At 62.1% G+C, this 24,925-nt stretch carries 12 protein-coding genes and 1 pseudogene; 6 read left to right on the forward strand and 7 right to left on the reverse strand.

The window, feature by feature from the left end; translation table 11 throughout:
• Positions 1 to 10,068: an amino acid adenylation domain-containing protein gene (locus C4J88_RS11805; RefSeq protein WP_372238002.1), complete on the forward strand. Its 10,068-nt coding sequence runs from the start codon at positions 1 to 3 to the stop codon at positions 10,066 to 10,068.
• Positions 10,065 to 10,487: a hypothetical protein gene (locus C4J88_RS28060; RefSeq protein ID WP_372238003.1), complete on the forward strand. Its 423-nt coding sequence runs from the start codon at positions 10,065 to 10,067 to the stop codon at positions 10,485 to 10,487. The genes C4J88_RS11805 and C4J88_RS28060 overlap by 4 nt, the downstream gene beginning before the upstream one ends.
• A gap of 200 nt (positions 10,488 to 10,687) precedes the next feature.
• Here C4J88_RS28060 and C4J88_RS11810 read toward each other — a convergent pair.
• A pseudogene (locus tag C4J88_RS11810) lies at positions 10,688 to 13,119 on the reverse strand (TonB-dependent siderophore receptor).
• A gap of 109 nt (positions 13,120 to 13,228) precedes the next feature.
• On the reverse strand, positions 13,229 to 14,881 hold the full coding sequence (locus C4J88_RS11815; RefSeq protein ID WP_124362550.1) for a cyclic peptide export ABC transporter: 1,653 nt from the start codon (positions 14,879 to 14,881) through the stop codon (positions 13,229 to 13,231).
• 198 nt (positions 14,882 to 15,079) lie between these two features.
• On the opposite strand from C4J88_RS11815, the gene C4J88_RS11820 reads away from it, so the two are divergent.
• Positions 15,080 to 15,907 carry a N(5)-hydroxyornithine transformylase PvdF gene (locus tag C4J88_RS11820; RefSeq protein WP_124407002.1) on the forward strand — a complete coding sequence of 276 codons (828 nt, stop codon included), beginning with the start codon at positions 15,080 to 15,082 and terminating at the stop codon, positions 15,905 to 15,907.
• Positions 15,908 to 16,027: 120 nt separating this feature from the next.
• Here the strand turns inward: C4J88_RS11820 and C4J88_RS11825 are convergent, their stop codons facing one another.
• From C4J88_RS11825 to pvdM, 3 genes are read right to left on the reverse strand one after another with little or no spacing between them, the layout of a single operon-like run.
• Positions 16,028 to 16,900: a formylglycine-generating enzyme family protein gene (locus tag C4J88_RS11825; protein WP_124407003.1), complete on the reverse strand. Its 873-nt coding sequence runs from the start codon at positions 16,898 to 16,900 to the stop codon at positions 16,028 to 16,030.
• A gap of 29 nt (positions 16,901 to 16,929) precedes the next feature.
• A complete protein-coding gene (locus tag C4J88_RS11830; RefSeq protein ID WP_124407004.1) occupies positions 16,930 to 18,198 on the reverse strand; it encodes an aminotransferase class V-fold PLP-dependent enzyme in 1,269 nt (422 codons plus the stop codon).
• Positions 18,195 to 19,556 (reverse strand): pyoverdine-tailoring dipeptidase-like protein PvdM, encoded by a 1,362-nt coding sequence (gene pvdM, locus C4J88_RS11835; protein ID WP_124407005.1) that lies wholly within the window; start codon positions 19,554 to 19,556, stop codon positions 18,195 to 18,197. The genes C4J88_RS11830 and pvdM overlap by 4 nt, the downstream gene beginning before the upstream one ends.
• A gap of 142 nt (positions 19,557 to 19,698) precedes the next feature.
• Here pvdM and C4J88_RS11840 point away from each other — a divergent pair, with 142 nt between their 5' ends.
• Together C4J88_RS11840 and C4J88_RS11845 are read left to right on the forward strand one after the other, a co-directional pair.
• On the forward strand, positions 19,699 to 21,327 hold the full coding sequence (locus C4J88_RS11840) for a PvdJ/PvdD/PvdP-like protein (RefSeq protein WP_124407006.1): 1,629 nt from the start codon (positions 19,699 to 19,701) through the stop codon (positions 21,325 to 21,327).
• A gap of 221 nt (positions 21,328 to 21,548) precedes the next feature.
• Positions 21,549 to 22,901: a Fic family protein gene (locus C4J88_RS11845; RefSeq protein ID WP_124407007.1), complete on the forward strand. Its 1,353-nt coding sequence runs from the start codon at positions 21,549 to 21,551 to the stop codon at positions 22,899 to 22,901.
• Positions 22,902 to 22,907: 6 nt separating this feature from the next.
• On the opposite strand, the gene C4J88_RS11850 is transcribed toward C4J88_RS11845, so the two are convergent.
• Positions 22,908 to 23,450, reverse strand: coding sequence for a thioesterase family protein (locus C4J88_RS11850; RefSeq protein WP_124366786.1), 543 nt, complete (start codon positions 23,448 to 23,450; stop codon positions 22,908 to 22,910).
• 108 nt (positions 23,451 to 23,558) lie between these two features.
• On the opposite strand from C4J88_RS11850, the gene C4J88_RS11855 reads away from it, so the two are divergent.
• Positions 23,559 to 24,518, forward strand: a complete 960-nt coding sequence (locus C4J88_RS11855) for a GlxA family transcriptional regulator (protein WP_124407008.1) — start codon at positions 23,559 to 23,561, stop codon at positions 24,516 to 24,518.
• 70 nt (positions 24,519 to 24,588) lie between these two features.
• Here C4J88_RS11855 and C4J88_RS11860 read toward each other — a convergent pair whose 3' ends face one another.
• Positions 24,589 to 24,897 carry a hypothetical protein gene (locus C4J88_RS11860; protein WP_124366788.1) on the reverse strand — a complete coding sequence of 103 codons (309 nt, stop codon included), beginning with the start codon at positions 24,895 to 24,897 and terminating at the stop codon, positions 24,589 to 24,591.
• Positions 24,898 to 24,925: the final 28 nt, after the last annotated feature.

Below are 24,925 nucleotides of genomic sequence, written 5' to 3' on the forward strand. Positions count from 1 at the left end.
ATGCTTTCCAACCCTAACATCGACCTGGTGTCGCGCTTTCTTCGCCTGCCTCTGGAACAACGCCAGCAGTTCTATCAGCGTCTGCAGGGCCGGGGCATGAGTTTCGCTCAACTGCCGATTGCCCCGACGCGTCACGACAGCGCCACAGTGCCGTTGTCCTACGCCCAGGAACGCCAGTGGTTTCTCTGGCAACTGGACCCCGACAGCGCCACTTACCACATCCCCGGCGCCTTGCGCTTGCAGGGGCGGCTGGACCTGGCGGCCCTGCAGCGCAGCTTCGACAGCCTGTTGGCCCGCCACGAAAGTTTGCGCACGCAACTGATCGAGGACGGTGAGCAGGTGCGCCAGGCCGTGCTGCCCGAGGCGCGGGTGCACATCCAGCAGGCGCAGATCGATGAAGCGCAGCTGATGGCGCGCGTGGAAGCGGAGGTGGCCCAGCCTTTCGATCTGCTCCAGGCGCCGCTGCTGCGCGTGACCCTGTTGCAACTGGCTGAAGATGACCATGTGCTGGTGATGGTGCAGCACCACATCGTGTCCGATGGTTGGTCGATGCAGGTGATGGTCGAAGAGCTGGTGCAGTTGTATGCCGCCTACAGCCAAGGCCAGGACCTGCAACTGCCGGAACTGCCGATCCAGTACGCCGACTACGCCCTGTGGCAGCGCGGCTGGATGGAAGCGGGGGAGCGGGCGCGGCAACTGGCCTATTGGCAGGCGCTGCTGGGCGGTGAACAACCGGTGCTGGAGTTGCCGCTGGACCGTCCGCGCCCGGCGCAGCAAAGCCATCGCGGCGCGAGCTTGCAGGTGCATCTGCAACCCGAGCTGGTCGCCGGCCTCAAGCGCCTGGCCCAGCAGGAGGGCGTCACCCCGTTCATGCTGCTGCTCGCGTCGTTCCAGACCCTGTTGTATCGCTACAGCGGGCAGTCGGACATACGCATTGGCGTGCCGATTGCCAACCGCAACCGCGTCGAAACCGAGCGGCTGATCGGGTTTTTCGTCAACACCCAGGTGCTCAAGGCTGACCTGGACGGGCAGATGAGTTTTGTCGAGCTGCTGCAACAGACCAAGCAGCGCGCCCTGGAGGCCCAGGCCCACCAGGACCTGCCGTTTGAGCAGTTGGTAGTGGCGCTTTCGCCTGAGCGCAGCCTGAGCCATAACCCGTTGTTCCAGGTGATGTTCAACCATCAGACCGACGCCCAGGGCGCGCGCGACGGCCAGGCATTGCCGGGTCTGCGCGTGGTGGAGCTGGACTGGGACAGCCAGACCACGCATTTCGACCTGAGCCTGGATACCCACGAGTCAGCCGACGGGCTGTGGGCGGCGTTGAGCTACGCCACCGACCTGCTCGACGCCGCGACCATCGAGCGCCTGGCGCAGCACTGGCAGCAGCTGTTGCAGGCGCTGGTCAGCGCGCCGCGCAGCCGTCTGGCCGAGCTGCCGATGCTGGGGGCCGCCGAGCAGCAGCGCATGCTCCAGGACTGGAATGCCCCGGCCTGCGCCCGTGCATTGCAAGGCGTGCACCACTTGTTCGAGGCCCAGGCCGCCGAGCAGCCTGAACGCCAGGCCCTGGCCCTGGATGATCAAACCCTCAGCTACGGCGAGTTGAACCGCCAGGCCAACCGCCTGGCGCACTACCTGATGGCACAGGGCGTAGGCCCGCACGCATTGGTCGGGATCGCCGTGGAGCGCTCCTTTGCCATGGTGGTGAGCTTGCTGGCGGTGCTCAAGACCGGCGCCGCCTACGTGCCGCTGGACCCCGAGTACCCGCGCGAGCGTCTGCTGCATATGCTCGAAGACAGCGGCGTGCGCCTGGTGTTGACCCAGTCGCACCTGCGCGAGCGCCTGCCATTGCCGGCGCAGGTAGACGCCGTGGCGATCGACCTTGCCCAGGCGCCGTTGGCGTTGTGCGCAGACCACAATCCACCCGGCGACTTTGAGCCGCAAAGCCTGGCCTATGTGATCTACACCTCGGGCTCCACCGGCAAGCCCAAGGGCGTTGCCATCAGCCACGCGGCGTTGAGTGAGTTCGCCGGCATTGCGGCCGAGTACTCGCACCTGGTCGCGCAGGATCGGGTGTTGCAGTTCGCCACCCTGAACTTCGACGGCTTCATCGAGCAGTTGTACCCGGCCCTGACCCTCGGCGCCACGGTGGTGCTGCGCGGCCCGCAGCTGTGGGACGGCGCCGAGCTGTACCGGCAGATCATCGCGCAGGGCATCACCCTGGCCGATTTGCCCACGGCGTACTGGAAGCTGTTTTTGCAGGATTGCCTGGCGGCGGGCTCGCGGCCTTACGGCGCCTTGCGCCAGGTGCATATCGGCGGCGAAGCCATGCCGTTGGACGGCCCGCTGTTGTGGCAACGGGCCGGCCTGGGGCATGTGCGGCTGCTCAACACCTATGGGCCGACCGAGGCCACCGTGGTCTCCAGCGTGCTGGACTGCACTGACCCCAACGTCATCAGCGGCGTCACCGCCAGCCCCATTGGCCGCGCAGTGCCTGGGCGTGGCTTGTTGGTGCTCGATCGCGACCTGAACCTGTTGCCGATCGGTGCCGTGGGCGAACTCTACATTGCCAGCGCCAGCGGCCTGGCCAGCGCTTATCTGCAGCGTCCGGGCCTGACCGCCGAGCGTTTTGTGGCCAACCCGTTCAACGCCTGCGGCGAGCGGCTTTATCGCACCGGCGACCTGGCGCGTTATCGCGCCGATGGGGTGGTGGAGTACGTCGGGCGGGTCGATCATCAGGTGAAGATTCGCGGGTTCCGCATCGAACTGGGCGAGATCGAAACCTTGCTGCTGGCCCAGGACAGCGTGCGAGAAGCGCTGTTGCTGGCGGCTGACAATCAGCTGCTGGCCTATCTGGTGCCCGCGCAGCCGTTGAGCGAGGCCGAGCGCGAAAACACCGGCGAGCACTTGCTGACCACCTTGCGCGCACACCTGCCGGATTACATGGTGCCGGCGCACCTGATCTTCCTCGAGCGCATGCCGCTCAACCCCAACGGCAAGCTGGACCGCCAGGCCCTGCCCAAGCCCGACGCCAACGCGGCGCAACCGGGCTGGCTGGCGCCGGTCACGCCGTTGCAGCAACAGATCGCCTCGGTCTGGGCGGATATTCTCGGTGTCGAGAAGGTCGGTTTGAACCAGCATTTCTTCGAACTGGGCGGGCATTCGTTGCTGGCGATGCAAGTGGTGTCGCGCATTCGCCAGGCATTGCAGCTGGAGGTGCCGCTCAAGGCGCTGTTCGAGTACCCGCGATTGGACGCATTTGTCGCGGCATTACAGGCCCAGGACAGCCAAATGCTGGCCGCGCCAGCCTTATTGCCGACTGGGCGCGAGCACCCCTTGCCGCTGTCCTACGCCCAGGAGCGCCAGTGGTTTCTCTGGCAATTGGAACCCCACAGCGCCGCGTACCACATCCCCAGTGCGCTGCGCCTGAAAGGGCAGTTGGACCTGGACGCGCTGCAGCGCAGCTTTGATGCGTTGCTGGCCCGGCATGAAAGCCTGCGCACGTATCTGCGCCAGGATCACGCACGCACGGTTCAAGTGATCGAGCCGCAGGCGTCGTTGCAGATCGCGCACGCCGAGGTCGACGAAGCCGAACTCAAGGCCCAGGTCGAGGCGCTGATCGCGCAGCCGTTCGACCTCGAGCGCGGCCCGTTGCTGCGCGTGTCGCTGCTGCGCCTGGCCGCGGATGAGCATGTGCTGGTGCTGGTGCAGCATCACATCGTCTCCGATGGCTGGTCGATGCAGTTGATAGTCGAGGAACTGGTGCAGCTGTATGCGGGCTACAGCCAAGGCTTTGATGTGCAATTGCCGGCGCTGCCGATCCAGTACGCCGACTACGCCGTGTGGCAGCGCAACTGGATGGAGGCGGGCGAAAAGGACCGCCAGCTGGCGTACTGGCGCGAGCGGCTCGGCGGTGCGCAAAGCGTGCTGGAACTGCCGTTCGACCACCCGCGCCCGGCCGTGCAAAGCCACCGTGGCGCGCGCCTGGCCTTCGAACTGGCCCCCGAACTGAGCCACAATCTCAAGGCCTTGGCCCAGCAACAGGGCGTGACCCTGTTCATGTTGCTGCTCGCGTCGTTCCAGACCTTGCTGCATCGCTACAGCGGCCAGGAAGACATCCGCGTCGGCGTGCCCATCGCCAACCGCAATCGCAGCGAAACCGAGCGTCTCATAGGTTTCTTCGTCAACACCCAGGTGCTCAAGGCCGAGCTGCACAGCCAGATGAGCGTCGAGCAGCTGTTGCAACATACCCGCCAGCGCGCATTGGAAGCCCAGGCCCACCAGGACCTGCCGTTCGAACAGCTGGTGGAAGCCCTTCAACCGGAGCGCAGCCTGAGCCACAACCCGTTGTTCCAGGTGATGTTCAACCACCAGACCGACGTCGGCCAGGCCCAGGTCCAGCAGCAATTGCCGCAACTTCTGGTCGAAGGGCTGGAGTGGCAAAGCAAGACCGCGCATTTCGACCTGGACCTGGATATCCAGGAGTCCACCGAAGGTATCTGGGCCACCCTGGGGTATGCCCAGGACCTGTTCGAAGCCAGCACCGTGCAGCGTATGGCGCGCCACTGGCAGAACCTGTTGCAGGGCATGGTCGCCAACCCTGGGCAGCAGCTCGGCCAGTTGAGCCTGCTGGACGCCGCCGAGCAGCAACAGATCCTGCAACTGTGGGACCGTACTGAATCCGGCTTCTCGGCCCAGCGGCTGGTGCATGAATTGGTGGCCGACCGCGCCCGCGAGACGCCGGAGGCGGTGGCGGTGAAGTTTGCGGACGAGCAACTCACCTACGGCCAGTTGGAGCGCCAGGCCAACCGCCTGGCCCATGCGCTGATCGCCCGTGGCGTCGGCCCGGAAGTGCGGGTGGCCATCGCCATGCCGCGCAGCGCCGAGATCATGGTGGCCTTCCTCGCCGTGCTGAAGGCCGGGGGCGTGTACGTACCGCTGGATATCGAATACCCGCGTGACCGCCTGCTGTACATGATGCAGGACAGTCGCTCGCGGCTGCTGCTGACCCACTCGGCGGTGCAACACCGCCTGCCGATCCCGGACGGCCTGCACGCCCTGGCGGTGGACCAGCTACTGGCCGGGTGCGACGAGTGTGACGCGGCGCCGAATGTGGTACTGCACGCCGACAACCTCGCCTACGTGATCTACACCTCCGGCTCCACCGGCATGCCCAAGGGCGTGGCGGTGCCCCACGGGCCGTTGGTAGCGCACATCATCGCCACCGGCGAGCGCTATGAAACCAGCCCGGCCGACTGCGAACTGCACTTCATGTCGTTCGCCTTCGACGGTGCCCACGAAGGCTGGATGCACCCGCTGATCAACGGCGCCAGCGTGCTGATCCGTGACGACAGCCTGTGGTTGCCGGAATACACCTACGCGCAGATGCACCGCCACCACGTGACCATGGCGGTGTTCCCACCGGTGTACCTGCAACAACTGGCTGAACATGCCGAACGCGACGGCAACCCACCGGCGGTGCGCGTGTACTGCTTCGGCGGTGATGCGGTGGCGCAGGCCAGCTATGACCTGGCCTGGCGCGCACTCAAGCCGACCTATCTGTTCAACGGTTATGGCCCCACCGAAACCGTGGTCACGCCGCTGCTGTGGAAGGCGCGCAAGGGCGACCCTTGCGGCGCCGTTTACGCGCCCATCGGCACCTTGCTCGGCAACCGCAGCGGCTACGTGCTCGATGCCCAGCTCAATCTGCAACCCATCGGCGTGGCCGGCGAGTTGTACCTGGGCGGCGAGGGCGTAGCGCGGGGTTACCTGGAGCGTCCGGGGTTGACCGCCGAACGTTTCGTGCCGGACCCGTTCGGCAAGCCCGGCAGCCGCGTATATCGCAGCGGCGACCTGACCCGTGGGCGTGCGGATGGCGTGGTGGACTACCTCGGCCGCGTCGATCACCAGGTGAAAATCCGTGGTTTTCGTATCGAACTGGGCGAAATCGAAGCGCGTTTGCGTGAACAGGACAGCGTCGGCGAAACCGTGGTGGTGGCCCAGGAAGGCCCGACCGGCAAGCAGTTGGTGGCCTACGTGGTGCCGCTGGACCCGGCCCTGCTCGACGATGCCGTCGCCCAAGCCAACGGCCGCGAAGCCCTGCGCCGCGCCCTGAAAACCCGTTTGCCGGACTACATGGTGCCCACGCACCTGATGTTCCTCGAACGCATGCCGCTGACCCCCAACGGCAAACTCGACCGCAAGGGCCTGCCGTTGCCGGATGTGAGCCTGATGCAGCAGGTGTATGTGGCGCCGCAGAGTGAGCTGGAACAGCAAGTAGCCAGCATCTGGGCCGAGATCCTGGGCGTGGAGCGGGTAGGCCTGGCCGATCATTTCTTCGAGTCGGGCGGTCACTCATTGTTGGCGATGCAAGTGGTGTCCCGCTTGCGTCAGCTATTGGATCGGGAAGTCCCCCTGAGGACATTGTTTGAACAACCGCGGCTGCAGGGTTTTGTCGAGATGCTGGGCGACCTGCAAGCGTCTGCGGCGAGCGCACCGCCCATTCTGCCGGTCAGCCGTGAGCAGCCATTGGCGCTGTCTTATGCCCAGGAGCGGCAGTGGTTTCTCTGGCAATTGGACCCGCGCAGTGCGGCCTACCATCTACCCAGCACGTTGCGTCTACGCGGCTGGCTGGACCCAAGCGCCCTGCAACGCGCCTTCGAGCGTCTGGTTGCGCGCCACGAAAGCTTGCGCACTCAGGTGTACCAGGAAGCAGGGCGCGCCTTTCAAGTGATCCGCGAAGCGGGTGCCGTGGACATCGTCCATGCACCGGCCAATGAAAGCGATTTGCAGCGTCTGGTCGAGGCTGAAATTGCACGGCCCTTCGATCTACAGCAAGGGCCGCTGCTACGCGTCACCTTGTTGCGGGTCGCCGAAGACGACCATGTCCTAGTGCTGGTGCAGCACCACATCGTTTCCGATGGCTGGTCGATGCAAGTCATGGTGGATGAGCTGGTGCAGTTATACGCCGCTTATAGCCAAGGCCAGGATTTGCAACTGCCGGCACTGTCGATTCAATACGCCGATTATGCCCAGTGGCAGCGTGACTGGATGGCAGGGGGAGAACGCATTCGTCAGCTGCGCTACTGGCAGGCGTTGCTGGGCGATGAGCAGCCCGTGCTGGAGCTACCGTTTGATCGGCCGCGGCCGTCGGTACAGAGCTTCCGTGGCGCCAGCCTGGCGCTCAGCTTTGCCCCGGCGTTGGTGGCAGGGCTCAAGGGGCTGGCACAGCGTGAGAATGTCACGCTGTTCACTGTGCTGCTGGCCTCGTTCCAGGCGCTGCTGCACCGTTATACCGGGCAGCAGGATATTCGCGTTGGTGTGCCAATCGCCAATCGTAGCCGGGTCGAGACCGAACGCCTGGTGGGGTTTTTCGTCAATACCCAGGTGCTCAAGGGCGATATTGATCCGCAACTGACGGTCACCCAATTGTTGCAGCAGGCCAAGCACCGGGCGCTCGACGCCCAAAGCCATCAGGACTTGCCGTTCGAGCAGTTGGTCGAAGCGCTGCAACCTGAGCGCAGCTTGAGCCATAACCCGTTGTTCCAAGTGATGTTCAATCATCAGAGCGAAGCCCGCCTGGCCAGTCGCGGCCAGCAACTGCCCGATCTGAAGGTAGAGGGGTTGGATTGGGGCACGCAGACCGCGCAGTTCGATCTGAGCCTGGATACCCAGGAAACCGTCGATGGGCTATCGGCGACGTTGACCTATGCCACCGACCTGTTCGACGTCGCTACGGCCAGACGCATGGCGCGTCATTGGCAGAACCTGTTGCAGGCCATGTTGGGTGACCCGCATCAACGGGTCGCTCAGTTACCGCTGTTTGAACCCCTGGAAGAGCAGCTAATGGTCGAACAGTGGAACGACACGGCGCAGGCTTATCCGTTGCAGCAGACCGTGCAGCAGATGTTCGAAGCTCAAGTCCGGTGCACGCCGGATGCCCAGGCAGTGATGTTTGCCGCGCAGGCGCTCAGTTATGCGCAGCTCAATGCCCGAGCCAATCGCTTGGCGCACCGCCTGATCCAGGCCGGTGTTGCGCCGGACGTGCTAGTGGGTGTGGCAATGGAGCGCTCGATTGAAATGGTCGTCGCGCTTCTGGCTGTGCTCAAGGCGGGTGGCGCCTATGTGCCGCTGGATCCAGACTACCCGCGCGAGCGCCTGGCCTACATGCTGCAAGACAGCCAGGCACAGCTGCTGCTGACTCAGGCGCACCTGTTGCAGGCACTGCCAGTCAGCGATCCATCGCACTGCCTGGCGGTGGAACCTGGTGATCTCTGGCTGAGCGGATATGCCGATACCAATCCTGATGTTGCGGTGGATGCGGAAAACCTGGCTTACGTCATTTACACCTCCGGCTCCACCGGGCAGCCGAAGGGGGCAGGCAACCGCCACTGCGCGTTGACCAACCGATTGCTCTGGATGCAACAGGCTTATGCACTCGGCGCCGAAGATACGGTGCTGCAGAAAACCCCGTTCAGTTTCGACGTGTCGGTATGGGAGTTCTTCTGGCCCTTGATAACGGGGGCTCGGCTGGTGGTGGCGGCACCTGGGGATCATCGGGACCCCTCACGATTGGTCGAGTTGATCAATCGCCAGCAAGTGACCACCCTGCATTTCGTGCCCTCGATGCTGCAAGCTTTCCTCCAGGATTCGAAGGTGGCCAGTTGTCAGGGGCTGCAACGCATCATTTGCAGTGGCGAAGCCCTGCCGGTGGACGCGCAGCAGCAGGTGTTCGCCAAGCTGCCTGACGCGGGCTTGTTCAACCTGTATGGACCGACCGAAGCTGCCATTGATGTGACTCACTGGACATGTGTCGACGAGCATCGCGACAGCGTGCCGATTGGTCGACCGATTGCCAACCTGCGCACGCATGTGCTGGATGCGCAGTTGCAGCCAGTCGCGCCCGGTGTTGCCGGCGAGTTGTACCTGGGTGGGGTCGGGCTGGCACGCAGTTACCATCGGCGGCCCAGCCTCACCGCAGAGCGTTTCGTACCATGCCCGTTCCAGCCGGGCTCGCGGTTGTATCGCACCGGGGACCGGGTACGCCAGCGTATGGATGGCGTGATCGAATACATCGGTCGGCTGGACCATCAAGTCAAACTGCGCGGTTTACGCATAGAACTGGGGGAAATCGAGGCACGGTTGCTGGAGCATCCGCTGGTGCGCGAGGCCTCGGTGCAAGTGCATGAAGGAAAGTACCTCGTTGGCTACCTGGTGCTGCAGGACTCGACGCAGGCGTGGCGTGATGCCTTGAACATTCACTTGCTGGCGCATATGCCGGAGTACATGGTCCCTGCGCAGTGGGTGCTGCTGGACCAGATGCCGTTGAGCCCGAATGGCAAGCTGGACCGCAAGGCCTTGCCCGCGCCGGATGCCAGCGTGTATGAACGGCACTTCGTCGCAGCGCGCAGCCCACTGGAGCAGACGCTCGTGACCGTCTGGAGCGAGGTGCTGGAGCTTGAACAGGTGGGCGTCGAAGACAATTTCTTCGAGTTGGGTGGGCATTCGTTGTTGGTGCTGATGCTCAAGGAGCGCATCCGCAAGGCCGTCGGCGTGGATTTGTCGGTGAGTCAGTTGATGCTCAACCCGACCGTGGCCGCACAGGCGATGTGCCTGGAGGGAAGTGCCGACACGTCGTTGATCGTGAGGCTCAATAGTCAAACCCGAGGGACTCCGTTGTATCTCTTTCATCCCAGCTATGGCTCGGTGCATTGCTACAAGGCGATAGCCCTGGCGTTGCGCGAGCAGCGGCCGGTGCTGGGGGTCATGTGTCGCGCACTGGCCGAAAAGGGTAGCGAGGTGCCTGCGTGGGCTGAAATGGTCGAAGACTACACCGCGCAATTGTTGAAGGCGCAACCCGAGGGGCCGTTCCGTCTGGCCGGCTGGTCTTTGGGCGGCAATTTGGCGATGGAAGTCGCCTATGGCCTGGAGCAAGCGGGCCGGCAGGTCGAGTGCGTCGGCTGGATCGATGCGTCACCGCCCCAGTGGCTCAAGCCGTTCTGGGATACTGCGGTGATGGTCGATGAGCGCGACATTTCTGCCAATGAGCGACGTGTGGAGCTGCTGGGGTGATGTTCCCGGATTTCTCCGAGCAGATTTACGCCCAGTGGTCGGCGCTGCAATGTGCAGAGGCTGAGGACGGCGAGCGGTGGGCCGCGTTCAGCCGCTGGGCCGAGCAGACTCTGGGCGAGCGCTTCCTCGAGCTCAAGGAGGAATTGCTCAATGGCCAGGAAGCGCAGATTTCCTGGGAGGTCGACCGCATTTTGGGTGAGCGCTTGCGCGATGCCGACTTCAAGGCGATCAAGGCACCGATCAGTTGCTGGTGGGCAGCCTTGAGCCGTACCGGGGTGCATCATCAGCTGATCGAGGCAAGCATGCTGGAGGTCACCGAGCATTCAGAGGTCGAGCGCTCGGTGCTGATCGAGACCAGCCACGACCGGTTGATCGATAACGCGCAGTTCATCCGTAGCTTCGCCGCAGCGATGGCCTGAGGCGCGCCCTCCATGAAAAAAGCCCCCGCCAACCGCTGCATATCCGAGCGACGAGCGCAGGTGACGCGGAGCATCACGGGCTGCATTCCCACGCCGGAGCGTGGGAACGATCTTCACACACTAAAACGCCCCGGGCAGTGAATGCCCCGGGGCGTTTGGAGTGCAACCGTCAGCCGCATCGGGGCGGCTGATGAGGCGCCTTAGAAGTCCCAGCGGGTGCTGAGCATGAAGTTACGGGGTTCGCCGTAGGCAGCAGAGTTATAGAAGCCGATGTTGGTGTAGTAGGACTTGTCGAAAATGTTGTTGATGTTCAGCGTGGTCGACACGTTTTTAGTGAACTGATAACGGGCCATCGCGTCCACCAGCCAGTACGATTCTTGAGAGAACTCTTCGTAGCCTTCACGGGGAGAGTTGTAGATGTCCTGCCAGGCCACGCTCTGCCAGCGAGCACCACCGCCGACAGTCAACTTGTCCAGGTTGCCCTTGAGTTTGTACGTGGTGTAGAGGCTGACCTGATCTTCCGGTTCGAAGGTGGAAATTTTCACATCTTTGTCGTCGCGCACGATCTTGTGGGTATAGCCGGCCTGGAGTTGCCATCCCGGAGCCAGTTCGCCGGACATCTCCACTTCATAACCCTTGGTCACCGCCTGGGTACCTTTGAACGCATAGTTCGAGGGGTAGGCTTGAGGTTGTTGTAGTCGTCGTCCGAAACGGAACGGTTGTCTTCGTGGATCTCGAAGTAGGCTGCGCTGGCGTTTACACGACCGTCCAGGAAGTCTGCCTTTACACCCAGCTCCCAGTTCTGGCCTTCGTCCGGTTCAAGCAGCTTGTTATCCCTGTCGCGGTTGTAGCTTTCCTGAGGCATGAAGATATCGGTGTAACTGGCGTAAACCGAGTAGGTGTCGTTCAGGTCGTACACCGCACCGACATAAGGTACGAAACGCCCCGACTCGCGATAGCTCGGGTTGTTGCCCGTCACCGTATAGTTGACCACCCGACCACCCAGCAGCAGCTTGAGGTCGTCGGTGAGGCTCAGGCGGGTCGTCATGTACATCCCGGTCTGGCGAACGGTGTCGTCGATTTTCGATTGCGGCCTGCCCCAATCCGGTTGAGGAGCATTGCCGTGCCAGTTGTTGAAGTCCACCAGGTTAGGAGCGAGGTTCCAGTACCCGTTGCCATTCCATTCCGAGGAGCTGATGGAACCACCGAATACCAGCTCATGCTCGCGGCCACCCAGGCTGAAAGGGCCGCTGACATACGCGTCGGCGGAATCGCTGACGGTTTCGCCGGTGTATTTGCCCGAGGTGAGCTGTGACGTACCATCCAATGCCGGGGTATCGCCCTGGATGGAACCCATCAACGCGTGATAACCGTTGATCTTGTGGTCCAGTTGCAGCTTGGTAACCCAGCCGTCACCCAGGTCGTGCTCCACCATGGCGAAGACGGTGCGTGTGTACTGCTCCCAGCTGCTCCAGTCGGCGGCGTTGTTGAACGAGCGCTTGACGTTGTTGCGATTACCCTGGGCGTCAATCAGTGGGAAGCTGCCCGACCAGGACGAACCTTTCGGTAGGCTGTCCTGATAATCACCGCCCACTGTCAGCAGGGTGTCAGGAGACAGGTCGAACTCCATGATGCCGTAGTACGTCGGGCTTTTGCGCTCGTAGCGGTCCATGAACGAGTGTTTGTCCTGGTAGGCGGCGACGGCCCGGCCCCGGATATTGCCGGTTTCGGTCAGTGGGCCGCTGACATCCAGCTCGCTGCGGTAGTTGTCCCAGGAACCAGCACCCAGCGTGGCATGGCCCTGGAACTCGGCGGTCGGTTTCTTGCGTACAAGGTTGATGGTTGCACCCAGCGAACCGGCGCCGGTCAGCAGGCCGGTTGCGCCCTTGAGCACTTCGACCCGGTCGTAGATCGCCATGTCGCTCAGGGTATTCCCTGCGGAGTACGCCACATTGCGTGCGGTGGACGGGATGCCGTCATATTGGAAATTGTTGATGGAGAAGCCACGGGCGTAGTAATTGCTGCGCTCGGTGTCGAACGCGGAAACGGTGATGCCCGGTGTGTGGCGCATCACGTCGTCCACACTGTTCAGGCCGAAGTCGTCCATGTGCTGACGCGTGACCACGGTCACCGATTGCGGGGTTTCCTTCGGCGTCAGGACCAGGCGCGTTGCGGTTGCGATGGAGCCTGGCGTATAGGAACCGGTATTTTCGGTAACGTTGCCCAGCATGTTGCCGGTTACCTGGGTCGGGCTCAGCTCCAGCCCGCCACCCGCGCTGGCAGCAGCCACGGTCAAGGTATTGCCGTTGAGGCTGTAGGTGGTCTGGCTGCCTGCCAGCAATGCATCGATGGCCTGCTGCGGCTGCAGCTTGCCCTTGATGGCCCGGCTGTTCTTACCCTGCACATCGCCAGGGCTGTACAACACTTGCACATTGGTCTGGCGCCCGAATTCCTGCAGCGCGCTCCCCAGCGGCTGGGCAGGAATGTTCAACTCGATCTCCTGGGCCTGTACATAGCCTGCAATCGGCAGCGACACCGCCAGTGCCAGGGCACTCGGAAGAAGGTTCATGTTCAGGGCCCTGCGCATGGATAACACTTTGCTCAGGGGGCTGAGACCGAGTCGTGCTGGCATGGATGCTTTCTCTTCTAGGTTTTAAGTGGGCAGTTATACGTATCTATTGAGGTTAATTCTCATTACCACTAGTGAGACGTTCCTACCTCGAAAAACCGGAAAATAAAATTCACGCCGGTTCCATCTCGTGCACCACTTGGCCGGCGCGCAGGCGCACCAGTTGATCGGCGATGTCGAAGTAACGGTCGTCGTGGCTGATCACGATGATGGTCTTGCCCAGGCGCTTGAGGTCCGGCAACAGCTCGGTGTAGAAGATTCGGCGGAAGGCGGGGTCCTGGTCGGCGGCCCATTCGTCGAACACCAGCACCGGGCGTTCTTCCAGCCAGGCGTTGACCAAGGCCAGGCGCTTGCGCTGGCCGGTGGAGAGGTCGGTGGTGCTGAACACACCGTCCTTGACACTGACCTTGTGCGCGATTTCCAGGCGTTCCAGGTATTTAGTGGCGCTGTCCAGGGACTGGGTGGCGCTGCCTTGCACCAGGTCGTCGAACAGGTAGTAGTCGGAAAATACCGTGGTGAACAACTGGCGGTAGTCGTCGCGTTCCGGGTCGGTGACCGCTTCGCCGTTCAGGCGAATCTCGCCGGCCTGGGGTGGGTACAGGCCCAATAAAAGCTTGATCAAAGTGGTCTTGCCGCTGCCGTTCTCACCGACGATAAACACGATGTCGCCTTGCTTGATGCTCAGGTTGATCGGCCCCAGGTGGAACGGCTCGCTGCCTTCGACCGCTGGCGGGCTGTAGCTCACGCCGCGCAGCTCCAGGCTGTTGACCACCGGCTTTGGCGCTTCGCTGTCGTCCATCAACAGGTGCGGTTCCGGCGACGAGAAGCGTTCCGACAGCTCACTGATGCGGCCAAAGGCAATCTTGGCCTTGCCGACTACGGGCAGGTAACCGAGCAGGTGCTCCAACGGGCCTTTCATGTACAGCAGCACCAGCACGAACCCGGTGATTACGGTCGGATCCGGGTTGGGGTTGTACGCCTGCATTGCCAGGGCCAGGCCGATGACCACGAAGAACAGCATCGAACCAAACGTCTTGGCGAGGATGTAAATATTGACCGAGCGCACCTGGATATCGCTGATGCGGTCGGCGGTTTCCTGGATGCGATGGGTGTTCATGCGAAACCGCCGTGGCCGGTGCATGCGCAGTTCCTTGGCGCCGGACGCGATCGCGTTGTAGTAACGCTGCAGCTCGTCTTCATGGCTGCGCGCCAGGTCGAAGCCCTGAATGCCTTTGCCGCCGGCGATAAATTGCACGGCGCTGCCGATAATGATCGCCACCACCATCATCAGGAACATCGGCACGGACAGGTAGGCCAGGTAGCCCAGGCAACCGAGAGTGACCGTGGCCGCGATGGCCAGGGGTGTGAACGCGAAGGAAAAGTCGCTGATGGTGTCGACGTCGTGAGTCAGCACCGGGATCAGGCGGTGCGAGCGATACCGTTCGATCTGCCCGATGGGCGCCGACAGCACCTTTTCGCCCAGGTCCTTGCGCAGGGCGGCGATGATTCGTTGCCCGACGTAGTTGGTGCCGATGTCGGAAATGATCGAACTGAGCAGCGCCACCACGCACAACGCGGCAAAGGTCATCACCACGCCCTGGGTCATGCCGTCGGCCGAATGCAACGCATTGTTGATGGTGGCCAGCAGCAGGGTAATGGCCAGGCCGCCGACCATGCCGAGGGCGACGGAGACCGTCACAATGGCGCGAAAGGGCCGCAGCAGGGCGAGCAAACCGTTGAAGGCGCCGCGTTTGGGGTCGGTCATAAATACATCCCGGAGAGTGAAAAGAGGGGCTGGGCACACAGACCCTTACCCATGACAAACGAAGTGTCGGCGCGACTATTTAGCCCGGCGTGCCAGGCGGTGCCGGCGAGGGATAAATTGCGTGTGGGCTGGTTCGTTCCTGTTGGGTAGGCGCACGGCTATTCACGCCGTACGTATTCCTTCTGCGAGAGCGAGACAATGACGAAAAAGAAACTGGTGTATGTGTGGTCCCTGAGAAATGCCGCCGCCGACAAGGCCGGGCAGCCAGTGGCCTACAAGGACCACGAGCGCTACATGAAGTCGGTACTGGAGTTTCTAGTGGGCTCGCTCAACGACACCTCGCTGGGCGACGCCTACAACCTGGTCGGCGTGGTGTATGACGATGATGAGCAAAACCCGCGGGATCAGGCGCTGGTCGCCGATTACGGGTTCGCTTACCAGCCTGGCCGCCAATGGCTGTACCCGGCCGACTTGCGCGTGCAGGGCGCGTTGGTCAACGACCTGCTGCTGAGCGTGCCGTCGACCTATCGGCGCCTGCCACGGGGCAGCGCCGAACATATCGCCGGCAAGCAGGATTTCGAGCGGCGCCTGCATGACACGCTGGTTGAATTGAACGCTGACATCGTGGTGCTGGATGGCTTGCTGGTGATCCTCGATGACCTGGTACGCCCAGGCGCGCCATTTGCGCGGCGCATCATGAACATTCATCCGGGTATCACGCGTATCGAATCGCCTTACGAGCGCCGTGGTGCCTATGCCACGTGGAACGCGTTGTACGGCGCGCGCGGGCAGACGGTGGTGGACTGGGCGACCAAGGCCACCACGCCTTCGGAGCCGCTGTACCTTACCGGTGCATCGTTCCACTATGTGGATAACGGTATCGATTCCGGCGAAGTGTTCCACGACGTATTGAAGACCGAGATTTCACCAGAAGACACGATCCTCGAACTGCGCTGGAACAACTTCAACAACAGCCTGTTCCCGGCGTTGCATGAGGGACTGGAGCTGTTGGCCCAAAAGGGCTGAATGCAATCCAAAATGTGGGAGGGGGCTTGCTCCCGATAGCGGTGTATCAGTCGACATCTGCATTGACTGAATCACCGCTATCGGGAGCAAGCCCCCTCCCACAGTGGATGTGCGTATGGCTTAGAGGTCGCGCACTACCCGAAATCCAATCCAGTCACCGCGCGTCTGCGGGTAGATGTTGTTGCGGTTGCCGGAGCGGGAAAACACCGGCGCTTCGCCCCAGTCATTGCCGCGGATCTGGTAGGCCTCACAGTTCGGCTCCACCCAGGCACTGCCGTCAGTCGGCGCGCCGATGTAGTTGGCGTGCTCGCAATCGGCAACCCGCTCGTACACGTTGCCGTGCATGTCATACAGGCCAAACGCATTCGGCGGGTAGCTGCCCACCGGCGACGAATAGCTGTAGCCGTCCGCCGGGCCGTAGGTGTTGGCGTGCTGGGCGATGCTGTAACCCTTGCCTTCGTCGAACGGGAAGGGGAATGGCCCGCTGGTGCCGGCGCGGGCGGCGTATTCGCGTTGAGCCTCGCTGACCATGTGGTATTGCTGGCCGGTTTTCTTCGACAGCCAGCTCACGTAGCGCTTGATGTCGCCCATGTCCATGCACACGGCCGGCTGGCGTGGCCCCTGGGGATAGCGCGGCTTGCTGGCGATGCATTCACGGCCGGGGCGATCATCGCCATTGGCGATCTTTACCCCGGTCTGGCGCACGTAGCTGTCCCACTCGCCGGCGGTGATCTGGAAGCGGCTCATGGCGAAGGGCTTGGCGAAGGTCACGGCATGCATTGGGCCTTCGTCGGGCTCGCGGCCGACTTCGTCTTCCGGGGTGCCCATGGTGAAAGTGCCGGCGGGCAGCACCACCATTTCCGGGCAGTCCTTGCAGTCCTTGAAAACTTTGCCCGGTTGCGGTGCGGCCGCCTGGGCCAGGCCAGGGAGCAGGGCGCCGCACAGTGCGGTGAGCGCCAGGGCGGTCAGGGGTTTGAGTCGAAAGGGCATCATGTGAGCGTCTCGTTCAAATAAAAAAGGGGTCACAGCCGCTGGCTCAGCAGCGCCATGAAGCGCTGGATTTCAGCCGAGCTGTTGAGCAGGCCGGGGGCGGCGCGAATGACCGGCCCGACATCGCGGTCCACCGCGTCGATCACCACACGGTTTTGCCGCATGTGCGCCGCTACTGCATCGCTGTCCTGGCCCTTGACCCGAAAGAAGGTAAAGCCCGCCGATAACTCCGGGCTGCGCGGCGTGACCAGTTCGATCTGCCGATGCGCCAGCAACTGCTCTTTAAGCTCGGTGTTGAGTGCGTGGATTCGCGCCTGCACCGGTGCCTTGCCCAGCTGCAGGTGCAACTTGAACGCTTCGTCGGCGGCCCAGCGATGTTCGAAGGCGTGGTAGCCGCCGGGGGTCATGGTGGTGGCGAAATCCTTGTCTTCTGAGAACGTCGGCACCATCGGCGTGACGTACCTGTTCTGGGCATCGCGAGCGCACACCAGGCCGGTACCGCGCGGGCCGAACATCCACTTGTGGGTGCCGGCGATGAAAAAATCGCAATGCATGCCAGGGAAATCGAGGTCTTCCACGCCGAAGCCGTGCACGCCGTCGACCACATAGAGGATGCGGTCGCTGTCGTCACGGTGGCGGTTGTGTTCATCCACCAGTTGGCCGATTTCGCCGATGGGCAATTTGACCCCGCTGCCCGACTGCACCCAGGTCATGCCCAGCACGCGGGTGTTGGGGCGGATATTGCGCTGGATGTTGCCCAACACTTCATCGACGGACACACGGCTGGCGCTGTCGAACAGGCGGATACGGCGCACCCGGGTGCTTTCCTTGCGCACGCGAAAATCCAGCACGTTCTGTGTTGCGTAATGCTCATGCTCGGTGGTGAGGATTTCCTGGTCGGCGCGCACCTGGATCCCGCCGTAAATCATCGCCAGCCCCTCGGATGTGCTGCCGGTCAGGGCGATCTGCGGCGGCGTGGCGTTCAGGTAGCGACCGGCCCACTCACGCACCTGGCCTTCGCGTTTCCAGGTTTCCTGCAGGTCCCAGTCCATCGCCAGGCCGGGGTTGCGGTCGATCTGCGCGCGGTAGCGCTCGATGGCCTCGCGCACCGGCCTGGGGTGCGAGGCCACCAGAAAGTTGGAAAAATGCAGGTAATCCGGGTCCTGGTCGAAAAGCTGCTTCAATCCCGTCCAGGGATCGTTGGTGGCGGCTGCCAGCACCTGCGGCATCAGCGCGGCGCCCAGCGGCAGGCTGGCGGCAAACACGCCGGCCTGCTTGAGAAAGGTGCGGCGGTCGGTCATGGGCTGACTTCGCGGTTGGGCAAGGGTTTGGCGGCTTTTTGCACCTGCTCCCATACCCGCAGGAAGTTGCCGCCCCACAGCTTGGCGATATCGGCTTCGGAATAACCGCGCTGGATCAGTTCGGCGGTGACGTTGCGCACCTCGCCGACGTTCTCCCAACCCTGCAGACCACCGCCGTCGTTGAAGTCCGAAGCGATGCCGACGTGGTCGATGCCGATCTTGCGCACGGTGTAGTCGATGGCGTCCCCCCAGTCCTTGAGGGTTGCCTTGGGTTCTTCTTCGAGAATTGCGTACAACTCACTGGCGTATTGGCCGAAGCGCTGTTCGGGCCACGCGGCGATGATCGCGTCGCCCGGCATCAGGGCCATCGCCAGGTTCGGCAGGGGCGGCAGGTCGAAGCGCGCGCGCAGGGCGTTGAGCTTGTCCTGGGTCGGCTGGCTCAGGGGGCGCAGGTAGGCAGGAAAGCCCACCACCTGCACCACGCCACCGCTGTTTTTGATCAGCTGCAACTCCTTGTCGCTGAGGTTGCGCGGGATGTCCACCGACGCCCTGGGTGCCGAATGGGAGGCCACCATCGGCGTACGGCTCAATTGCGCGACCTGTTCCAGGGCCTTGGTCGACATCTGCGACACGTCGATGATCACCCCCAGGTCATTGAGGCGCTGCACCGCTTGCTGGCCGATGGGCGACAGGCCCTCGAGGGCGTCGGCGGTGTCATTGAAAAACGGCAGCGGGCGCGATGAGTCCGCCCAGGCGTTGTTGCCGATGTAGCTGAAACCGAACATGCGCATGCCGCGCGCCGCCCACAGGTCCAGCTGGTTCAGGTCGTTGCCCAGCGGGTAGGCGTTGAGCATGCTGATGAAGATCGCGAACTTGCCCTCGCCGTGCAGGCGGCGCATATCGTCCGGGGTATAGGCGATGCCCACTTGGTTGGGAAAGTCGCGGACCATGCCGGAGATAATCTTGTAGCGCACCTCCTGCTCGTGGCGGGCCTCTTCGACAAAGCCGTCGGTGGGCTTGTGCGGGGCGTTGGGGCCGTTCCAGATTTCCGGCCAGCCGAAAATGGTCAAGGCCGCACCGGACAAGCGGCCGCGCGCAGCCTTGGCCAGGTCGAACTGGCCGCTGCCATCCTTGTCGGCTTCATTGCCGGCGGTGCCGAAATCCATGGGCACGGTGATATGGCTGTCGAACGACAACAGGCGATCCTGCATTTCGTTGGCTTGCTTGATCACCTCCAGCGGATAGCCGGCGTTACCCTTGAACCAGTGATCCCAGGCCAGCAGGCCGGCCCCGGCGGCGACGGCCAGTGCCAGCGGCAGGCCGATATACAGCGCCTTTTTCGAACGTGGTTTTGTCATTGCCATCTCAGTCAGTTGAGGCCGTTGCTATCAGGGAAGAACGAGCGATGGCCGGGGAAATTTAGCCGGCGGCCCAGGGCCGGTAAATTTCCCCAGGTTGAAAACGTTCTAGCTCTGATTAAGCCGTTTCCTAAGGTAGACAATGACGATCTCTCGACGTGGGTTCATCGCAGGCCTGGCGCTGACCGGCGCGGCCGTGCCTGCGGCCTTTTATGCCCATCGCGAGCTGACACGGGAAGACGAATTTCCGGTCACCCCCGGCGAAGCCACGGTCGACCTGGCCGACACCCAGGGCCAGCACTTGGCGAACACCTTGCGCGGCGTGTGGAATCTGCGTCTGGAAGGCCGTGATGCCGGCCTCAAGGGCCTGCCGTTGCAGGGCCTGCAATTGCTGCTCGATGTCGCACCCCGTGGGCGGGGCTTGCGCGGCTACCTGGACACCGCCGAGAACCTGCGTGGCGACGGCGAACCACGCTACCGTGTCTTGGGCGATCTGCTGACGGGCGAGGGCGCGTTGCTCTATTGGCGGCTGATCGACCGCGATTCGGCGGCGGGCATTGCGGCCTACGAATTCAAGATGACCCTCGATGAAGTCTGGGCCGACTTCGGCAATGCCGGCAGCGCCACCCTCAGTGGGCAGATCCTCGACCTTGAGCGGCCGTTGGCATTGACCGAGCGCGACAACCGTTTTATCGCCCACAAACAGCTGTTCCCCGAAGCCCGCCAGCGTATCGGACTCAACGAGGCCTTGCTGGCGTGGTTGATTGCTCCCGAACATCGCCTGTTTCACCAGCTGTGGCACGCCAGCCGTGACCAATGGCACAAACTCTCCGAGGAAAAACGCGAAGCCCTGCGCGGCATCGGCTGGCAACCCGGCCCGCGTGGTCAGGAGCGCGATGCGCGGGGCAAGCGCAAGGACCGTAACGGCTCGGGCATCGACTTCTTCTTCATGCACCGCCATATGCTCGGCACTGCCCGCTCCCTGCAGGACCTGCCGTCATGGCCGCATTTTCCCGCGCCGCAGCCGGCGCTGGAGCGTGATCGCCAGGGCTTTTTGCGTTATTTCGACAACCACGACGGCTTTGCGCTGCCGCCCTGCTGGTCGGCACCGGACGACGCCGATTACACCCAGTGGGTCAGCGACATCAAGGCCGCCGAGACCTACCACAGCAATTTCCAGGTGTGGGAATCGCAATACCGCGACCCGCGCTACCTGGCCCGATTGACGCTCGGCCAATTGGGCTCGGAAATGGAATTGGGCCTGCACGACTGGCTGCACATGCGCTGGGCCTCGGTGCCGCGCGACCCGTCCAACGGCGCCCCGGTGCCGTTTGCCCGCGACCCTGCGGACTTTGCCGCGCGCTGGTATGCGCCGGAAAATGACTTCCTTGGTGATCCGTTTTCTTCGCATGTCAATCCGGTGTTCTGGCACTTCCACGGGTGGATCGATGACCGTATCGAAGACTGGTTTCGCGCCCACGAACGCTTCAATCCCGGCGAAGTAGCCCGGCTCGAAGTCAACGGCGTAGCCTGGTTTGCGCCGGGACGCTGGGTTGAAATAGGCGACCCCTGGCTTGGCCCGGACACCCATGGCTGCAGCACCACACCGGGGTTGCAGCAGGGACGCTCGATGGAAATGGACCCGGAAATCATGAAACTGGCCCTGCGCATCACCTTCGGCGCCGATGACGATCTGCTCAAGGGCCTGTTCAAGCGCGTGCCGCAGCGGCCGTGGTATGCGCGGCACTTGAAGGTCAAGCGCGAAGCGTGAGGGCAGCCCGCCTACCTGTGGCGAGGGAGCTTGCACCCGTGACGGCCTCCCAATCGACACAGAAGATGGGTTAGACCGCTCAAGGACTGCTACGCAGTCCAGCGGGAGCAAGCTCCCTCGCCACAAAGTGCAGCGTAATGCAGTTTTCTGCGCTGCACACGTTGACACGTTGGTCGTTAGGCGTAACGATCAACTCAATTTTCAAAAATTGAGTTTCAGTTGTGGCAAAAATCCATAAACCCACTGATTTCGGCACGTTATTGAGTCGCCATGGCTTGCAGATTTTCGAGCTTGCACGCATTTTCAAGGCAGTCGATGACAAAGGCCGATATCTGCATTGGGATGAATTCCGCCGTTACCTCACGCCCGGCGTCAACAAGGAAGCGGCATGGGCTGCCATCAAGATGTCACGGGCGTGCGCAAGCAAGACCCTTGAGCTCAAGAGCGAATGCGGTAGCGCTTTTTTCTTATGTTCCACGGATTTCAGTGATGCGGTGGTTCACGCCGTCGAGTCTGTGACCTCCAGCCTGGGCGGTGCAGCAGCAGCGTCTCCTCAGTACCGCGATAATGCTCAGTACCTGGTCGATTCATTGATGATGGAGGAGGCCATCTCCAGTGCCCAGCTGGAAGGTGCGGCGACTACGCGCAAAATCGCCAAGGACATGCTGGCCAAGGAGCGTGCGCCGCAGAATGATGATGAGCGGATGATCCTCAACAACTATCACCTGATGAAACATGCCAAGTACAACCAGGGCGAAGCGCTGTCTGTCGGGTTGATCTGTGAGTTTCATGCCATCGCAACGGCGGGTATTGAAGAGGACGATGTTCGCCCTGGGCATATCAGGACGACCAACGATATTTTTGTTGGCGGCGCCGGGAATGAAATCATTCATCAACCACCTCAGGCCGCAGTGCTGCCGGGCAGGCTAGAGGCGCTTTGCAGGTTTGCCAACGATCAGCATGACGGCCAAGGCGGCGCGCACTTTATCCATCCAGTGGTCAAGGCCATCATCCTTCATTTCATGCTGGGTTATGAACATCCCTTCAGAGACGGCAACGGTCGGACCGCACGCGCTTTGTTTTATTGGTTCATGCTCAAAAGTGGTTATTGGCCCTTTGAGTACATTTCCATCAGCGCACTGCTTAAAGAAGCCCCCATGCAATATGGGCGTTCGTATATCCATACGGAAACCGATGGGTTCGATCTGACCTATTTCGTCATCTATCAGTTGCGGATCATCGAACGCGCAATGAACGAATTCATGCTGTATTTCGAGGGTAAAAGACGAGAAGCCGTAGAGCTGATGAGCTGGTTGGATGCCCTTGATTTAAAGGAGGGGCTGAATTACCGACAGGGCCATTTCTTGAAGAAAGTGCTGCAGCATCCTGGGCGCATTTATACGCCCAAGGAACTCACCCATGACTATGACATTTCGGAAAACACCGCACGCAAGGATCTTGAAAAGCTGGTCGGTATGAAACTTTTATTCAAGGTACAGGAAGGAAAAAGTTTCCTATACATCGCGCGGGATGATGCGCAGGCCAACTTGAAGAAGCTGACACCTGCGGGTTGAGCGCTTTCAAACCTGTTCTTCATCCCGCAACTGCCCGCTCATTGCATCGCAACTGCGCGCCCAGTCGCTCATCCATTGCGGCACCGGCGGCGAGGTCTCATCCAGGCCCAGCGCTTGCACGAACTCTGCGGGGGGCAGGGTGCCCTTGGCGGAGCGAAACAGCCCACGTATCACCACTACGCCGATGACTCGGCCATTGCTGACAAACCGATGCTCCATCAGGCTCCACTTGTGGTCCCAGCCGAGCATGCGGGTGTGCACTTCGAATACTTCGAACAGCTTCAGCTCCCGGCGAAACTTGCCCCAGGTATCGCCCACGATCGGCACGGCTTTGTTGCGCAAGGCCACGCGAAACGCGCCGGTGCGCAGGACGAAATCCATGCGTGCCACATCCGCCAGGGAAAAATACCGGCCATTGGTAACATGCCGGTTGAAGTCCAGATCCAGCGGCCACACGCGCATGCGCACCACAGTGGTGGCCAGGCCATGCGCCGGTGTGCGCCAGGGACGACGCAATAACATGCGCAACAGTCGAAACCATAAATTCATAAGTACACCAGGCAATTGATCGATGCTGGCACTGTACGAATGTGGAATCGGCTAAGGTAGGTGCGCAAATGACTTATTTCATGCGAAAAGCGCAAACGGGTTTCTAAAATGCACATTACCTTGCTGCTGGCGGATCAATGTTCTGCGGCCAACGCTACCCTGGCCATGGAAATGCTCAGCGCAGCCAACCTGTTCGCCGACAACCCGCCCTTCGAGGTGGTACTGGCTTCCCTGGATGGCCAGGCGGTGACGACCTGGGGCGGGCAGCGCCTGCAGGTGCAATGTTCTCTGGCTGAAGTTATGCGCACCGACTTGGTGTTGATCCCCGGTTTTCTGTTTACGTTGAAACAAGCCCTGCCGACGTTTGCCGCTTTCGGGCCGTGGCTGCGCGAGCAACACGGGCAAGGCGCGGTGCTGGCCTCGATGTGCACCGCTGCGTTTTTGCTGGCCGAGTCAGGCTTGTTGCACGGTGCGCGCGCCACCACCCACTGGGCATTTGCCGCGTTGTTCCGGCGCCGCTATGCCCAGGTCAGCCTGGATGACGCACAGATTCTCTGCGAAGAAAACCGCTTGATCACCTGCGGCGGCGCGACGGCGGCGATGGACCTGATGCTGCACCTGATCCGCCGTTTCGGCTCACCGGAGCTGGCGCATACCTGCAGCAAATACTTGCTGATTGACAACGTGCGTACCGAGCAATCGGTGTATGCGCTGTGGTCGTTGCCCAAAAGTCACGGCGACGGTGAAATACTGCGGGTGCAGCATTGGCTGGAGCAGCACTTCGCCCAGCCGGTGGTGATTGATGACGTGGCGCAGCGCTTCGGCTTTGGCGTGCGCAATTTCAAGCGCAGGTTCAAGGACGCCACCGGCTATACGCCCATCGGCTACCTGCAAACGCTACGCCTGGAGCGGGCCAAGCAGATGCTTGAATCGACCCGCATGACCCTCGACAGCATCACCTACGCCGTCGGTTATGAAGACAGCAACTCGTTTCGGCGCCTGTTCCAGCAACGGGTGGGCATGTTGCCCGCCGCGTATCGGAGGAAATTTCTGATTGCCGCGTCCTGAGCGCCTGAATCAGAGACGAAAAAAAACCGGCTGATCAGGCCGGTTTGGGGTGTCCCTTCAACAGCAGGGGTTATACCTGGTTGCTCAGCAAACGGTCTGCACCGCCTTCAGCCAGGCCACGTTCCTGCAAACGATCGGCACCGCCTTCAGCCAGGCCACGTTCCTGCAAGCGATCGGCACCGCCTTCAGCCAGGCCACGTTCCTGCAAACGATCGGCACCGCCTTCAGCCAGGCCGCGTTCCTGCAAACGATCGGCACCGCCTTCGGCAACGCGGGTTTCAATCAGACGTTCCGCGCCGCCTTCAGCGACTGCCGGGTGGGCGAAAGCGTTTGCAGCCAGTACCGAGAAAGCGAGGCTAAGCAAGAGTTGGCGTTTCATGAGTGTGTGCTCCGAGTGTCTTGGTTGG

Source organism: Pseudomonas sp. R4-39-08 (assembly GCF_003852275.1).
In the GTDB taxonomy this organism is placed as follows: Bacteria; Pseudomonadota; Gammaproteobacteria; order Pseudomonadales; family Pseudomonadaceae; genus Aquipseudomonas.